This is a genomic window from Cobetia sp. MB87 (genome assembly GCF_011319755.1).
In the GTDB taxonomy this organism is placed as follows: Bacteria; Pseudomonadota; Gammaproteobacteria; order Pseudomonadales; family Halomonadaceae; genus Cobetia.
In genome coordinates, this window is the sequence record NZ_VFBC01000002.1 from 1 (window position 1) to 14,890 (window position 14,890).

Annotated in this window: 13 protein-coding genes; all 13 read right to left on the reverse strand. The window is 63.1% G+C overall.

Annotated features, from left to right (window positions below; translation table 11 throughout):
• Positions 1–1,159 (reverse strand): Ig-like domain-containing protein (locus CDPAHKCJ_RS00260; protein ID WP_166017832.1); only part of this gene is annotated, 1,159 nt, incomplete at its 3' end.
• A 491-nt stretch (positions 1,160–1,650) separates the two neighbouring features.
• Positions 1,651–2,409 carry a carbonic anhydrase family protein gene (locus tag CDPAHKCJ_RS00265; protein ID WP_166017835.1) on the reverse strand — a complete coding sequence of 253 codons (759 nt, stop codon included), beginning with the start codon at positions 2,407–2,409 and terminating at the stop codon, positions 1,651–1,653.
• A 268-nt stretch (positions 2,410–2,677) separates the two neighbouring features.
• Positions 2,678–3,997 (reverse strand): gephyrin-like molybdotransferase Glp, encoded by a 1,320-nt coding sequence (gene glp / locus CDPAHKCJ_RS00270; RefSeq protein WP_166017837.1) that lies wholly within the window; start codon positions 3,995–3,997, stop codon positions 2,678–2,680.
• Entirely contained in the window at positions 3,987–4,517 is a 531-nt protein-coding gene (gene moaB, locus CDPAHKCJ_RS00275; protein ID WP_166017839.1) for a molybdenum cofactor biosynthesis protein B, read from the reverse strand. Before moaB ends, glp begins: the two co-directional genes overlap by 11 nt.
• Positions 4,518–4,519: 2 nt before the next feature.
• Positions 4,520–4,864 (reverse strand): DUF1244 domain-containing protein, encoded by a 345-nt coding sequence (locus CDPAHKCJ_RS00280; RefSeq protein WP_166017841.1) that lies wholly within the window; start codon positions 4,862–4,864, stop codon positions 4,520–4,522.
• 256 nt (positions 4,865–5,120) lie between these two features.
• Complete coding sequence (locus tag CDPAHKCJ_RS00285; protein WP_240916600.1) at positions 5,121–6,125, reverse strand: formate dehydrogenase subunit gamma; 1,005 nt, start codon at positions 6,123–6,125, stop codon at positions 5,121–5,123.
• Between the two features lie 51 nt (positions 6,126–6,176).
• A complete protein-coding gene (gene fdh3B / locus CDPAHKCJ_RS00290) occupies positions 6,177–6,836 on the reverse strand; it encodes a formate dehydrogenase FDH3 subunit beta (RefSeq protein WP_084208727.1) in 660 nt (219 codons plus the stop codon).
• Between the two features lie 130 nt (positions 6,837–6,966).
• The gene (locus tag CDPAHKCJ_RS00295) at positions 6,967–9,813 is read right to left on the reverse strand and encodes a molybdopterin-dependent oxidoreductase (RefSeq protein ID WP_166017844.1); all 2,847 of its coding nucleotides are present in this window, start codon (positions 9,811–9,813) and stop codon (positions 6,967–6,969) included.
• A 214-nt stretch (positions 9,814–10,027) separates the two neighbouring features.
• Positions 10,028–10,255: a twin-arginine translocation pathway signal gene (locus CDPAHKCJ_RS00300; RefSeq protein WP_166017846.1), complete on the reverse strand. Its 228-nt coding sequence runs from the start codon at positions 10,253–10,255 to the stop codon at positions 10,028–10,030.
• A gap of 85 nt (positions 10,256–10,340) precedes the next feature.
• On the reverse strand, positions 10,341–11,117 hold the full coding sequence (locus tag CDPAHKCJ_RS00305; protein ID WP_166017847.1) for a molecular chaperone TorD family protein: 777 nt from the start codon (positions 11,115–11,117) through the stop codon (positions 10,341–10,343).
• A 4-nt stretch (positions 11,118–11,121) separates the two neighbouring features.
• Positions 11,122–13,038, reverse strand: a complete 1,917-nt coding sequence (locus tag CDPAHKCJ_RS00310) for a 4Fe-4S dicluster domain-containing protein (protein WP_166017849.1) — start codon at positions 13,036–13,038, stop codon at positions 11,122–11,124.
• 499 nt (positions 13,039–13,537) lie between these two features.
• Positions 13,538–14,311, reverse strand: a complete 774-nt coding sequence (locus CDPAHKCJ_RS00315; protein ID WP_166017851.1) for a DUF3306 domain-containing protein — start codon at positions 14,309–14,311, stop codon at positions 13,538–13,540.
• Positions 14,308–14,865, reverse strand: coding sequence for a DUF3305 domain-containing protein (locus tag CDPAHKCJ_RS00320; protein WP_166017853.1), 558 nt, complete (start codon positions 14,863–14,865; stop codon positions 14,308–14,310). Before CDPAHKCJ_RS00320 ends, CDPAHKCJ_RS00315 begins: the two co-directional genes overlap by 4 nt.
• Between the last annotated feature and the right edge of the window lie 25 nt (positions 14,866–14,890).

Consider the following 14,890-nt stretch of genomic DNA (forward strand, 5'->3'; position numbering starts at 1 on the left):
TGCCGTTGGCGGTCTCGCCATCCGTCTCAGAAAGAATCGGCGCATCCGGCGCAGTAGTGTCGACGGTGAGTGTGAACTCGCCAGAGGCTGCACTCTCGTTGCCAGCTTCATCAGTCGCGGTGACGCTGAAGACGTGATCGCCATCGGTGAGATCAGTGCTCGGGGTGAAGCTCCAGGTGCCATTAGCATCGGCGGTGGTCGTGCCGATCACTTCCCCATTGTGCGTGACGGTGACGGTGCTACCGATCTCGGCGCTGCCGGTCAGAGTTGGGGTCGCATCATTGGTGCTGTCGCCGGTGGCGAGGGTGCCGGTCACGGCTTCCACGTTGTCGGTGGCAGAGGCGATGGTCGGGGTGTTCGGGGCAGTGACGTCCGCGTCTTCCGGCACCACCAAGGTGTCAGAGACAGGGCTTTCGTTGCCTGCGGCGTCAGTGACCGTCGCGGTCAGCTCGGCACCGGCTGCCTGCGCGGGAGACAGCTCGACCGAGAAGTTGCCATCGGCATTGGCAACGGCGCTTCCCACGCTGTCGCCGGCGGCATTGGTGACCTCGATAGTGGCGCCGGGCTCACTGCTGCCGGTGAGGATGTTGCCATTGGTCTCGTCGAGGACAGGCGCCTCAGGCGCTGTCGTGTCCTCATCCGAGGAGGAGCTGTCATCGCCGGTGGCAGCGGCCACGCCTACTCCGGCGGCCACGGCAACGCCGCCTGCCACGAGGCCAGCGGTGCTGATGCCAGCCCCGGCGCCCGCACCTGCGCCCGTAGCGGCTTCTGCTCCAGCGGTGCCCGCACCCGCTGCTGCGGTAGTGAGTGCCGTCTCTGCCGTCGTCAAGGTCGCGGTACTGGTGAAGGGCACAGCGCCCCCTGCGCCAGCTTCACCCAGACCCACCTGAAAGAGCTCACCGGCGAACTCATCGCCTTGCAGATACAGATGGCTTAGCTCGGTGGGGTCTGCGTAGAAGTTTTCGACCGTGATCAGTTCCCCGTTTTCGAGAGTGACAAGCAGGTTGTCTCCCTGGCGGGTCATCACCTCGATATCACGAGGATGGAGGTCCAGGCTGACATCCGATGATCTATTGAGGGCAATGGTATCGATTTCACGCAGGACCGTTTCCTGTCCCGCAAGCTGACCGTGGGGAGCGACCTTGGCAGTTACCGGCATATCGTTATCCTCAATGGCACTTCTTGTGTATTCGCGATTTTCTAATAATTATCAATAATCAACACGTTATTATGACCTGGGTCATTTTTCTAGTACTTGGGTGCCAATCCTTACCGTTAAATTATAGTTTTCTATTGTTTACCCTCTTTTTCGATCTCTCGGTTTCGCTGCTCAATATCTCGATGTCTCCTCTATCCCTCGTCCTACTGAGGAGTTGGGGAGTTGAGCGTCAAATTCAATAACGCCAGGCTGGTGTGTTTGGATCATTCGCCTAGTATGATTTTTCTAATCGATCATGAGACTAAAGATGAACTGGTGCTAACTGGTTAATTTAGCGACAAAAAATGATATTGGTTTAAGATATGCTTATAAACTGTTGGCTGTCGAGATATGGTGTACGTTGTTTAAACGCATGGAATATGTTTCGAAACTAAAAAAAGGCGCCACCCGTGAGGGTGGCGCCTTTGTCGTCCGTGGCGCGCCTGTATCAATCAGCGCTGAAGGGGGCGGGCATTCTCTCCGCCTTGCCATTCATGGTAGGCGTCGATCTGTGCCTGGGAGGCTTCGATCGGCGTCTTCATGACAAACCAGGTGACGGGCTCGGAGCATGGCGGGGTGGTAAGTGAGCCGGAGTACTGCCAGCCGGCATGTTCACGTGGCAGCAGCAGGTTGGCAGACAGGCCGCTTGTCAGGGTCTCGGAGAGGCCGCGCTGGGGCAGGCGGCTCAACAGGCGGCTGAGGGCCAGGTTGTCATGCCCTTCCTCAACTAGTACGGCCAGCACGGCCAGCTTGCCTTCTGGCGTGCTGTGCACCAGATGGATTTCCATGGCGGCACGCTTGCCGTCGATGGCGTGCTCTGACGGCACATGCAGATGTACCTGCGACAGGGTGTACTGGGTGCCATCCAGCGTCATGGTATTGCCGCTGGCCCCTTCGATCTGCAGGGTGTGGCCCGTATCGCGCGTGACGAGCAGCGGCGAGTGGTAGTCAAGTTTCGGGCCCGCTTCATTCAGCGTGCGTGACTGGCTGTCGATATCGATCGGTGACTGCTGGCTGCCAGCCGAGCACTCGGCATAGCCCGGAGTGAGCTCTCCCCAATGCTCGGGACCATTGGCATCGGCGTTGGTGCTGTCCGCTGATTCACTCGCATAGCTCCACTCAGTGACCGACGTGCCCGGGGCGGGCGAAGTGGCATTGTCATCGGCGAGCGCCGGCAAGGATGACGACGTGGTGGCAAGCAGCACAGCCATGGCAAGTGGGCGTAACAGTGCGCGGGGCGACGAGGAAGAGGCTGGCATTGAGGTGTCCTTGCTCAAGAGTCCGTAACCGATCAGTATCCTGAACTGCACCAGGCAGTCAGAACGCAGATGAATGAAGGCAGTCAGTGTGCCGGACTCAGGGGCGAGGTCAAGATGACGCTGGAGTGTCACTAGGGTGTCGCATTCCAGCGTCAGTTGTCGCGGCAGTTATCGCGGTAGTACTCACGACAGTTGTAAAGAAAGGGAGGGGGGAGCGGTGTCAGCGCTCGAGCCACAGGCATTCCACGCTGTCACCGTGGTTGAGCTGTGCGTGGGACGGAATCACGGCCAGTGCCTGAGCACCGGCGCAGGAGGAGAGTACCGCCGAGTTCTGGTCCGGGAAGGCATGTGCCTCAAGCTGTCCATCACTGCTGGGCGCCAAGGTGACGCGCAGATGGTCCTGGCGGATGGCGGTGCGGGCTGAGAAGGCTGCGCGTACCGTGAGTCGTTTCAGCTCGCGCAATGCAGTGCAGTCGGTCATCTCGCCCAGTAGCGGACGCAGGAACAACCAGCCACCGACCCAGCTGGAGACCGGATTGCCCGGCAGGCCCACGACACGCACCGCATCACCCTTGGGACTGTTGATACGCCCCAGCGCCAGCGGTTTGCCCGGTTTGATGGCCAGACGCCATAGGTCCAAGCTGCCCAGCGCCTCGATGGCGGGGCGGACGTGATCCTCCTCGCCGACGCTGACCCCTCCGCAGGTGACGATCAGATCAGCCTGTTGCGCCGCCGAAGCGAGAGCGTCACGGGTGGCCTCGAAGGTATCGGCCACATTGAGCGGTGCCAGCACCACCTCAGCTCCGAAGTCGCTGAGCATCTGGCTGAGCATCACACGATTGGAGTTGTAGATCTGACCGGGCTTGAGCGGCTGGCCGGGTTCGATCAGTTCATCGCCGGTCGCGAACAAGGCGACTCTCACCTTGCGGCGCACCATCACCGTACTCAGACCTTGACCACACAGCAGGCCCAGCGCGGCAGCATCCAGTCGCGTGCCCGCCGCGAGCAATCGATTGCCCTTGCTGACATCCCGGCCTTGAACACGAATGTTGTCACCGTGGGTGCGAGGTCCGGGCAACCAGGCATGAGTCGCGCCATCGTCGCCTTCACGCAGTGTCACCTCTTCCTGCATGACCACGACGTCGGCGCCGTCGGGGATTTCCGCCCCGGTGAACAGGCGCGCACAACTGGCCACGGCCAGCGGCGTGGCAGGCTGGCCTGCCGCGATACGCTGACTGATCGGCAGCCAGGCCCCCTCACCGATGTCTGCCACGCGCGCGCAGTAGCCATCCATCTGGGAGTTGTCGGCAGGCGGCACGTCCAGCTCGGCATGCACGTCCTCAGCCAACACGCGCCCGGCGGCATCACTGACCGCTACGCGCTCGGCTGGCATCAGCGGGCAGCTATCACGTAGCGCTGCGAGTGCTCTGGCCAGGGGCGCCAGCCCCTTGGCGCCGACAGGCACGGCGTCGCAGCCACATTCTGCCGCCGCGGAAGGCGACGGGCGAGAATGCGGGTCTTTACTGACGTCAGTGGGCATGGGTTCCGCGCTCCGGAATCACCAGGTTGGCGAAGTTGCAGGGGCGGTGACGGCTGTCGAGCTGTTCCTTGAGGATGCCGTTCCAGGCCGTCTTGCAGGCGCCGGTGGAGCCGGGCAGGCAGAACACCACGGTACGGTTGGCCAGCCCGCCCAGACAGCGGCTCTGTATCGTCGAGCTGCCGACTTCCTGGTGGGAAAGCTGACGGAAGAGTTCGCCAAAGCCCTGGATTTCCTTGTCCAACAGCACGCGAATGGCTTCCGGCGTGGAATCACGCCCGGTGAAGCCGGTGCCGCCCGTGGTCAGGATGACCTGCACGGCCGGGTCCGCGATCCATTCGCTGACCACGGCGCGCAGTTGGTAGACATCATCGGGCGCGATGCGCTTTTCATGCAGGGTATGGCCAGCCGCCGTCAGGTTGTCGACCAGTGCGTCGCCCGAGCGGTCATTCTCCGCGGTGCGAGTGTCCGAGACAGTCAATACCGCGATGGTGAGGCCGATCTGTTCGTCATTGCCGCTCATGATCAGTCCTTCTTGCCTTGTTGACGTGCCTCGAGCGCTGCCAGTTGCTCTGGGGTCGCCTTGGCCTGGTGATGTGTCTTCCACTCAGAATAGGGCATGCCGTAGACATGCTCGCGCGCCGCGTCGTAATCGAAGCTCACGCCGCGCTCCTCGCCAGCGGCCATCAGCCACTTGGACAGGCAATTGCGGCAGAAGTCGGCGAGGATCATCAGATCGATGTTCTGGACATCCTTGTTGTCATCCAGATGCTTGAGCAGACGACGGAAAGCGGCCGCTTCCAGCTCGGTGCGGGTCTGTTCGTCCAGTTGGCCAAGGTCTTGTACGGCTTGAGGGGTCGGGTCGCTCATCGAATTCTCCTGAGAAGGCTCAGCCAGGCGCCTGCCTTCATGCTGTCGGGGTGCCTGGTAGGCCCAGGCGGGATATCTGAAACTTTACGCAACTAATGCAGAGCTGTGAACCAGCGCTGCACGCCTGTGGTTTGGTCTATGGTTTGGCAGGTGGAGTGTTGGCGAATGGCATAGCGGGCACTGGCAAGCGAAAACGCCCGGCAGGCGAACCTGACCGGGCGTATCTTCACTCATCCAGCGGATGTCTGACGCCGCGCTAATTCGGACGTTGCTGACGTGCCAGGCTATCGTCAGGCGCCGTGGCGGGGTCTGATGCCGGGTCTGCCGCTTCGGCCTGCTTGACCTCGTCGTACCACAGATTGTGGTGCTGCTTGGCCCAGGTCTCATCGACATAACCGGTCTTCATGCCCTCGAAGGCGCCCTCGGTACCCGCGGTACCGATATAGATGTGGCCGAAGGACACCGCGATCAGCATCAGCGAGGCGATGCCGTGGAAGACATTGGCCCACTGCATGTTGTCACGGGTCTGGCCGAAGATCGGGAAGTCGAGCACCAGCCCGCTGGCAATCACTACCAGGCCGACCGTGGCCAGAATCCAGTACCAGGCCTTTTCCCCGCCATTGGCGAAGCCGGCGTCCGGATGCTTGCCCTTCATCATGCCGCCACCCTGACGGAACCAGTCAAGGTCATGCTTCCTGGGAAGATTGAGCTTCAGCCACTTGGCCAGCACCAGGATCAGCATGATCGAGAACAGGGGGCCCACATAGTTGTGGATCACCTTGGTCGCCATGATCATGTTGGCCCAGAACACGTCCCCGAAGACATTGCGGAACACGAACTTGCCCCACAGCAGGTTGATGCCGGTGATGGCCAGCGTCAGGAACAGCGTCGCCAGTGTCCAGTGCATGGCACGCTCCAGCGCCGTCCAGCGCAGCATCAGCTTGCCGCTGCGCGGGTGGTCCAGGTTGTTGCGTCCCACCAGCAGGTAGAAGATCACCAGCACGGCGAGCATGCCACCCAGCGCGATCAGGCCACCCGGTGAGATCCAGCGATTTCGGATCTGACGCCAGGTCTCGCCGCTCTGGTTGATCAGGCTGTAGTTGGAGTCATGACGGCTGTCGATGGAGTTGCCCCCATTCTTGACCTGCCGCCAGGTATCGGCGTCCACCGTGCCGACCGCCTGACCGATCTCGCCGTCAGGGTTCGCGGCCAGTGCCTGAGGAGCCAGCCAGAGACTGGCCAGCATCAGGCACAGGAACATGGCGACCACGGTCAACCGTGAAGCTGTAAAGTGCGCGCGCATGTCGCCTCCTTACCCCTTGCGGGCTGCGTCGTAGGCCAGGTGGTCCGCCTGCTGAACGCTGCTGGTGGTCAGGTTGGCAGACGTCTCCGGGTGGCTGGCCTTGTCAACCGGCGACCAGGCGCCGTCTTCATGGCCACGGTAGACCACGCGCTGACGGAAGATGTCGGAGACGGTCTCGGCATCGCCGGCCAGCAGGGCCTTGGTGGAGCACATCTCGGCGCACAGCGGCAGCTTGCCTTCGCTGATGCGGTTGGCACCGTACTTCTCGAACTCCTCTTCCGGGCTCTCGGCCGGGCCGCCGGCACAGAAGGTGCACTTGTCCATCTTGCCGCGCTCGCCGAAGGCGCCTTGCTGCGGGAACTGCGGGGCGCCAAACGGGCAGGCGTACAGGCAGTAGCCGCAACCGATGCAGATGTCCTTGTCGTGCAGGACGATGCCGTCATCGGTCTTGTAGAAGCAGTCGGTGGGGCAGACCGCCATGCACGGCGCGTCATCGCAATGCATGCACGCCACCGAGATGGAGACTTCGCTCGGCTTGCCGTCGTCCAGGGTCACCACGCGACGACGCTGAATGCCCCATTCCGTCTCGTTGGCGTTCTTGCAGGCTGTCACGCAGCCATTGCACTCGATGCAGCGCTCTGCATCACACAAAAATTTCATCTGGGCCATGGTGCTTCTCCTTCACGGCCTGTCGCCGGGTTCCTCGGTCAACAGGCCGGATGATTCTGGTAACGGATACATCCGATCGTGTCTTGCGCTGCGTCCGGGTCGCGTCACCGGGACGCGGCCGTCACTCGAGTCAGGCGAGGCTGACGCGGCACAAGGTGACCTTGGTTTCCTGCATCAGGGTCACGGGATCGTAGCCGTAGGTGGTCGCGGTATTGGCCGATTCACCGAGCACATAGGGCACGGTGCCTTCCGGATAGCGGGACTCGAGGGATTCGCCTTCGTAATGCCCACCGAAGTGGAAGGGCATGAAGACGACATCCGGGCCGACACGCTCGGTGACCATTGCCATCACCTTGACGCGACCGCCCTCGGCGCCCTCGACCCACACCATGTCGCCGTCCTTGATGCCCTGGTCATTGGCCAGTGCCGGATTGATCTCGACGAACATCTCCTGCTGCAGCTCGGCCAGCCACGGAATGGAGCGTGTCTCTTCGCCACCCCCTTCGTATTCCACCAGGCGGCCCGAGGTCAGGGTGATCGGGTACTTGGCGCTGACGTCCTTCTCCTGGATGGAGGCGTAGAGCGTCGGCAGGCGATAGATCGACTCGGAATCCGGCCAGGTCGGGTAGTCCTTCACCAGATCGCGACGCGCGGTGTACAGCGGCTCGCGGTGCTTGGGGATCGGGTCCGGGAAGGTCCACACCAGGGCGCGCGCCTTGGCGTTGCCATAGGGGATGCAGCCGTGCTTGATGCACACGCGCTGGATGCCGCCGGAGAGATCGGTCTTCCAGTTCTTGCCTTCCGCCGCCTGCTTTTCCTCGGCTGTCAGGTCATCCCACCAGCCCAGCTGCTTGAGCAGCTTGTCGGTGAACTCCGGATAGCCATCCTCGATCTCGGCGCCCTTGGACCAGGAGCCTTCCGCGAGGATGTTGGTACCGTTGTGCTCCACGCCATAACGTGCGCGGAAGTTGCCGCCACCCTCGGCCACCGTCTTGGAGGTGTCATACAGGATGGGCGAGCCCGGGTGACCCATCTCCGGCGTGCCCCAGCACGGCCACGGCAGACCGTAGAAGTCGCCGTTGGCCGGGCCGCCACGGGCCTTGAGGGTCTCGAAGTCGAAGGTGTGCCAGTTCTGCTGGTGTGCCTTCAGGCGCTCAGGGCTCTGGGCGGTGTAACCCACCGTCCACATGCCGGCATTGAACTCGCGCGTGATGTCCTCGACGACGGGCACGCTGCCTTCGACCTTGATGTTGCGGAACAGCTCGTCGGCGAAGCCCAGCTTGCGAGATAGCAGGTACATGATCTCGTGGTCAGGCTTGGATTCGAACATCGGCTCGATGACCTGATCGCGCCACTGCAGGGAGCGGCTGGAGTTGGTCACGCTGCCGGTGGTCTCGAACTGGGTCGCGGCCGGCAGCAGGTAGACGCCGTCGGTACGGTCGTGCATGACGGCAGCGATGGTCGGGTAGGGGTCGACCACCACCATCATGTCCAGCTTGGCCATCGCCTTCTTCATCTCCGGCCCGCGGGTCTGGGAGTTGACGGCATGGCCCCAGTAGAACATCGCCTTGAGCGCGGTGCGCTGGGAGATGCGGTCCGGGTTCTCGAGCACGCCATCGACCCAGCGCGAGACGGTGATGCCGTTGGTGTGCATCGGCTTGCCGTCATGATATTCGGTCTGGTCGTAGCGGTTCTGGATCCACTCGAAATCGACGTTCCAGACCTTGGACCAGTGCTTCCACGCGCCTTCGGAGAGGCCGTAGTAGCCCGGCAGGGAGTGGGACATCAGGCCCAGATCCGTGGCGCCCTGGACGTTGTCGTGGCCACGGAAGATATTGGCGCCGCCACCGGACTTGCCGATGTTGCCCAGTGCCAGTTCCAGGATGCAGTAGGCGCGGGTGTTGTTGTTGCCGGTGGTGTGCTGGGTGCCGCCCATGCACCACACGACGCTGCCAGGACGGTTCTGGGACAGGCGGCGTGCGACGTCGAGCATGTCGGCCTCGGCTACACCGGTGATGCGCTCGACTTCCGCCGGCGGGAACTTGGCGACTTCGGCACGCACTTCATCCATGCCGTAGACACGCTGCTGGATGTAGGCCTCATCTTCCCAGCCGTTCTCGAAGATGTGCCACAGCAGGCCCCAGATGTAGGCGACATCGGTGCCCGGGCGCAGGCGCACGTACTTGTTGGCCTTGGCGGCGGTCCGCGTGAAGCGCGGATCGACGACGATGATCTCGGCGTTGGAACGCTCCTTGGCCAGCAAGATGTGCTGCATGGCCACCGGATGCGCTTCGGACGGGTTGGAACCGATGAACAGGATCGAACGACAGTTGTGCATGTCGTTGAAGGAGTTGGTCATCGCTCCGTAGCCCCAAGTGTTCGCGACCCCGGCCACCGTGGTGGAGTGACAGATACGCGCCTGGTGATCGACGTTGTTGGTGCCGAACAGGGCCGCGAACTTGCGCATCAGGTAGGCCTGTTCATTGCTGAACTTGGCCGAGCCCAGCCAGTAGATGCTATCGGGGCCGTGCTCCCTGGTGAGCTCCAGCACCTTGTCGCCGACTTCCTCGATGGCCTGCTCCCAGGAGAGCTTCTTCCACTTGCCACCTTCGAGCTTCATCGGGTACTTGAGGCGACGGTCAGAGTGACCATGCTCACGCAGCGATGCGCCCTTGGCGCAGTGTGCGCCACGGTTGAAGGGGTGATCGAAGGCGGGTTCCTGCTTGGTCCAGACACCTTCCTGGACCTCGGCATAGACGCCGCAGCCCACGGAGCAGTGAGAGCAGATGGTGCGCTTTGTCTCGACCGGCGCATCAGACACTTCGGTCTTGGCTTCGGCGCGTTTCATCATCGGGGCGGCCATGAAGCTCGCGGCGGCAAGGCCGCCGGTGGCGACACCGCTGCGTTTCAGGAACTGGCGGCGGTTGATACCGAGTCCTGAGGTCTCTTTGGCAGAGGGGGTGGGGGTCAGTCGCATGACATCATCTCTCCTCGTCACCCGAATCATTGCCCGGGCCGCATGAGCGGGTCAGGGGGCAATGTCGGGAGCGGCGGTCTTTCAGATCAGGAGCAGTCCTGATCCGTGCCGACTTGTCACTGTCGATGGCGGGCGGAAACCTCTCCGCGCTGCCCGTTGTTCAGGCCGCTGGCCGCGCGCATGGCGCAGGCTCGGGGCACTGTCTATCTGGCATTCAGTCACGCAGCGTGGCGTAGAAGGCCTTGACGTGATCGCTCTCGCGATAGTTGTCCGTGCCCTTGTCCTTGGCGGGGGCCTCTGGCGCGGCCTGCTCCGGAATCACGGCACCGGCCAATGACCCTGCTGCGGCAACCCCTACGGTGCTGGCGCCCAGTACGCGCAGGAATTTGCGGCGCCCCTGGCGCGCCTGGTTATGGCTGTCTTTTGCGTCATCAGTCTTCATGCTGATCTCCTGTCGGGAATGCTGCTGGGTGATGCGAGATGGATAGCGTTGCAGTCTCGAATGTTGCTTCACGTCATGCGTGACATCAGTGTCTTGCGTCGGGCGCCGCCCTGGCTGGCGTGACGAGCTGGACGGCCTCAGCCGTCACCTGCTCGCCAGAGTTGTTTCCGGTCGCCGCATGCAGCGGGATCGAATCACCGAGGTTCAGGCGCTCTGCCCGCAGGAAGGCCTGCCCCAGGTAGCCGACGGCGGCATAGAAGGGGCTCTCGCGTCCCGCGAGGTCGGCGCAGCAGCGCTCGCCCCAGCTGGCCACATGGCGGCGGAAGAAATTGACCTGCTCGCCGGGCACCTCATCGATCAGCATGGCCATCACTTCGCACAGCGCGCCGAGATGATCCTCGGGCTCATGCACATCGCTCTGGCGCTCAAAACCGAGGCGTTTGAGATCCTGGCGCAGGGCGACCAGTGGCATCTCCATCAGCGAGCCGGTGAGGTACCAGCTGGCGTAGGGCACTACCTCGCCCTGCACCACGCCTACCAGGCTCTGGAAGAAGTCGTCTTCCAGGCGGCGCGAGTCACTGACGCGGGCGGCCAATGACAGCGACGCCAGCGCGCGCGGCAATTGTTGCTCGGCGGCCCCGGGCAGGCTGATGGCGTCATGGTCAAGTTCGGCCAGAAAGTCGATCAGCTCCGCATCCGGTGCCGCGCGCAGCAGCCGCGCCAGCAACCGATAGAGGTCGGCGCGCAATGCCTGCTGTTCTTCACTATGGCTTATCAGAGAGTCGGCCGCAGCGGTGTCAGATGCACGGTCGTCAGTCCCACCTGATGCAAAGTCGTCGGGAGTCGACGTGGGTGATGTCATTGGCTCAAACCTTGAGTTGGGCATCGGGATTACGTGCCATTTCGTGCCAGATGTCCTTGACGCGGCAGTCGCTGCACATCTTCAGGCGCAGTGCGCCATCGCCCTGGAAGTAGGCATGCGAGGCCAGTTTGGTCTGCATCGCCGTGATGGTGGCGGTAGAGCCGAACGGCGTGCCACAGCTGATGCAGGGGAAGGGCACATCCTGCTTGATGAGCTGAGGTTCGCGGCGCACCTCGGGCTGCGGAGCAAAGCCTGGTGCCAAGGTGATGACCTGCTCCGGGCATGCCTGCTCGCACAGGCCACACTGCACGCAGTCACCTTGAGTGAAGGATAGTGCAGGCGACGTGCGATTGGCCGAGAGAGCGCTGGTCGGGCAGACTGCGACACATCCCTGGCACAGCGTGCAGTTGTCGCTGTCGACGTTCACCACGCCGAAGGGCGCGCCTGTCGGCACGGCGACGCTGTCCTGCGCCAGGTCCGCGACCGACAGTGTCGCCAGGTGATCGAGCACCCGATTGAGGCGTTCGCGCTTGCCGGGGCGTGCCTGCGGCTGACCCAGCAGCCAGTCACGGGCGATCGGCTGGCTGGGTTGCTGCTCTTCTTCACTATCCGCGCCCGGTGCCAGAGCGACACACAGCGGCGTGATCAAGGGCAGGGGGTCAGCCTCGCGGGCATCCATTTGCGGCAGGGTGGCCGGCAGTGATACGAAGCGGATGCGCGGCTCGCCACTGTCCGCACTGGCAAGTCCCATGCTGTCGAGCAGGGTCAATGCCAGGCGACGTTCGCTATCGAGTTGCTGGTGCTGGCCTGCGGGCAGGTCGTGGGGCAGTTCGACGATGACCTGTGTCGCGCCGAGTGCGAGAGCGGCCAGCCACTCGTCGTGCCCGGTGGCGGAGATTTCCTCGAGTTTGATATCGAGGCAGCGCTCCTGATCGACACTCGCCAGGGCAGTCTGCGAGGCAGGGGATTGCTCCAGGCGATAGCGCAGCAGCGGGTAGAGGCCACCGCCATCCTGATAGCGCTCCAGCAGGCGCTGGATCTGCTCCATGCGCTGCTCGGCCGGAGGCTGGGTGAAACTCAGCGCGCCGGTCGGGCAGGCGCTGACGCAGCTGGCCGCGCCGTGGCACAGGTATGGGTCGATCTCGATATGCGCATTGCGACGACCGGCCACCGAGAAGATGGCATCGGCGCTGCACGATGACAGGCAACGCGTACAGCCGACATTGCCGGCACTGGAGTGCGCGCAGGTATCGAGATTGACGGTCACGTAATTCGGTTTGTCGAAGTTGCCGATCAGGCCCGCGAACTGCATGGCCCAGGCGGTCAGCTGTGACAGTGATTGCTGGGAGGCTCCGGCATCGGCGACCAGCTGATCCAGCTCGGCGATGACGTCCGCACCGGCTTGCAGATAGCCGGGCGGTGGCAGTTCCGCCTGGTTGAGCGGCTGGCTGGACAGGTCGGCGATCAGGTCGAGATGGGGCGCGCTGCCGGCACCTTGCGGCACCAGTGCAGCAGCCAGATTGACGCCATCGCTGGCAAGACTGAACTGGCCGAGGTGGCCGCTCAGCGTGAGCATGTCACGCGGGGCGCTGTGCGCAGGCAACGACTCGCTGGCGGCGAGATGCTGTTCATCCATCGTCACCAGCGCACTGTTGTCCTGCTCACTGATCAAGAGTGCCACCGGCAGCTGAGCGGTGGCCGGCAGGCGGGTCAGCAGGCTTGCCAGCGCTCGCACTCGCGCTTCGCTGCCGATGATCACGGTGCGTCCCAGACTGTGATAACGGATGGGTGCGCTACCGGCATCCGTCGCCAATAGCGGCAGGCTGGAGGCTGATGAGCCACCCATGGCGGATGACAGGGCGCGTTGGCGTGCTTGTTGATTGAGGGCGCGTTGAGCGCTCTCGAGGCTTGAGCTGAGCATCCTCATCCTTATTCGGTCGTGGCGGACCTTGCATGCAAGCTGCCGTCAGGTGGCAGGCGGGTGATGCAGGCCCCGGTCGTCGCTGATTCTCGCGGTCTTTCGCGGTGAGGGCCGGGTCGGCGATCGACAGTCTTTCAGTGAGGGATTCATGACATGCCAACTGTCCTTGCATGCTGTTGATGCCATTGCCGTTTTACGCCTGATGAGAGAAAGGCGCTGTCAGGTCGCGCAGGCACTCATCACCGTAGGCGGTTGACGCCAGTCATCATCTTCAAGTACTGGCATGTCATGCTGAATCTTGCAGGTGCGTTGCAGTCAATGCGCCTTGAGCAGGCGCGTCAGGGTGACTCATGAGGCATCAGGATGACCTCGGTCAGAGGTGTCCGGCTTGCTCGTGGGTCATAATGACTCATGTCGGTTATGCGGCGCGTCATCCTGACGCCCTTGGGACTTGGTCCTTTATCCTGAGCCCTGATGCGCTCATGGGGCCAGCCCCGGGTCACGGCTTGTCGCGGACGACGCCGCCATCATCTGACGCGGGGGCTGGCTCGGACGAGTCTTCTGCTGACATCGCTTGCGGGCTTGGTGATTCGACTATCTCGTCCCTGGGCGTCGCGTGTGACTCATCCACTGGCGCCCCACCGTCAGGCGCCTGCTCAGCGATCTGGTTGTCTGTCTCCAGTGTCGTATCCGCCTGGGGTGCCTCGCTTGTCTCATCGAGCTTTTCCAGGCCTTCTTCGACCTTGCGGGTCCAGCTGCGCAGCGTGTCGGCGACACCTTCGGCGAGCGGGCGCACCTTGGAAAAGTCCTGGTCGTAGTCATCCAGCCCATCGCGCACCGAGTGCTCGCCACCCATGAAGATGCGTCGCAGTGCACGCTGGCGCAGCGCCGGGTCCACGCCGCTCTGCATGAAGGCGCTGATGTCGGCGTCTGGTGTCAGGGTGTCGGGGTCTGGCAGCTCGATGACTGACACTTCGGTATGGTCATCGTCCGATGTCTGCTGATCGCCCTCGGGTAATGCTTGCTCGGCTGCCGAGGAGGGGCTGTCTCCGTTCGGGGGGGCGTGCTGCGAGGCGCTCGCTGCAGGGGTATCAGCGCTGTTGTCAGCGACGTCTCCCGCCTGTGAGGGCGCAAGGGTGTTGCCTCTGGTGCCCTCGGCGCTGTCCAGCTGTGCCAGTTGATCTTCACGCCGTCTGTCGCCTTGCTTTCGGCGTGACCAGCGCGAGAACAGGCCTTCATTGGCCCGGCTTGCGTTATCGTCGTGCTGGCTCATGACGTGCTTTCCGTACCATCACCGGGTTGATGCGCCTTGTTGGTCGTCGCGGCGTGCTGCTCTGCCTGACTGGCGCGCCCGGCGCCCTTGCGTTTCTTCTTCTTGCCTTCGTCGATGCGCTCACCGTGACGGGCGAGGTAGGCTTCCAGCCACACCATCAAGGCCGGCGGCATCGGCACGTCCAGCACCAGCTGGTCGCCATCCATCCACTGTGATGCCACCTCCTGACAGGCTGTCACCACGCGGGGCTGCATGCCGTCGGCTTCGCGTTCATCGCATTGGACGAACAGACGCGGCTGCTCGCAGCGCAGGTTGTAGCGGTAATCGGTGCGCTCAGTCAGATGAAGCTGCAGCGGCAGGATGCGGCGATGCGCCACTTCTTCAGCGGCGGCAGGCTCTGCTGCGTGCGTGTCCGCCTCTGGCGTTGCGGAGGGCGAGAGGTCGGCAATCCGCCAGGTGTCGATGCTGAAACGCCCCAGTTTCTGCGTGGTGGGCGCCAGGGTGACGCTCAACCAGCGGGTGTCGTCACTGCGGGGAGGGAGGGATTCAGACATGGCTTCCTTGTTCACTGCTATACCC

Excerpts from the sequence above, each read along its gene's own strand:
- CDPAHKCJ_RS00265 (WP_166017835.1), bottom strand. The coding sequence starts at position 2,409 with ATGGCTGTGCTGCTTGCCACCACGTCGTCATCCTTGCCGGCGCTCGCC.
- glp (WP_166017837.1), bottom strand. The coding sequence starts at position 3,997 with ATGCCCACTGACGTCAGTAAAGACCCGCATTCTCGCCCGTCGCCTTCC.
- moaB (WP_166017839.1), bottom strand. The coding sequence starts at position 4,517 with ATGAGCGGCAATGACGAACAGATCGGCCTCACCATCGCGGTATTGACT.
- CDPAHKCJ_RS00280 (WP_166017841.1), bottom strand. The coding sequence starts at position 4,864 with ATGAGCGACCCGACCCCTCAAGCCGTACAAGACCTTGGCCAACTGGAC.
- CDPAHKCJ_RS00285 (WP_240916600.1), bottom strand. The coding sequence starts at position 6,125 with ATGTTCCTGTGCCTGATGCTGGCCAGTCTCTGGCTGGCTCCTCAGGCA.
- fdh3B (WP_084208727.1), bottom strand. The coding sequence starts at position 6,836 with ATGGCCCAGATGAAATTTTTGTGTGATGCAGAGCGCTGCATCGAGTGC.
- CDPAHKCJ_RS00295 (WP_166017844.1), bottom strand. The coding sequence starts at position 9,813 with ATGCGACTGACCCCCACCCCCTCTGCCAAAGAGACCTCAGGACTCGGT.
- CDPAHKCJ_RS00300 (WP_166017846.1), bottom strand. The coding sequence starts at position 10,255 with ATGAAGACTGATGACGCAAAAGACAGCCATAACCAGGCGCGCCAGGGG.
- CDPAHKCJ_RS00305 (WP_166017847.1), bottom strand. The coding sequence starts at position 11,117 with ATGACATCACCCACGTCGACTCCCGACGACTTTGCATCAGGTGGGACT.
- CDPAHKCJ_RS00310 (WP_166017849.1), bottom strand. The coding sequence starts at position 13,038 with ATGCTCAGCTCAAGCCTCGAGAGCGCTCAACGCGCCCTCAATCAACAA.
- CDPAHKCJ_RS00315 (WP_166017851.1), bottom strand. The coding sequence starts at position 14,311 with ATGAGCCAGCACGACGATAACGCAAGCCGGGCCAATGAAGGCCTGTTC.
- CDPAHKCJ_RS00320 (WP_166017853.1), bottom strand. The coding sequence starts at position 14,865 with ATGTCTGAATCCCTCCCTCCCCGCAGTGACGACACCCGCTGGTTGAGC.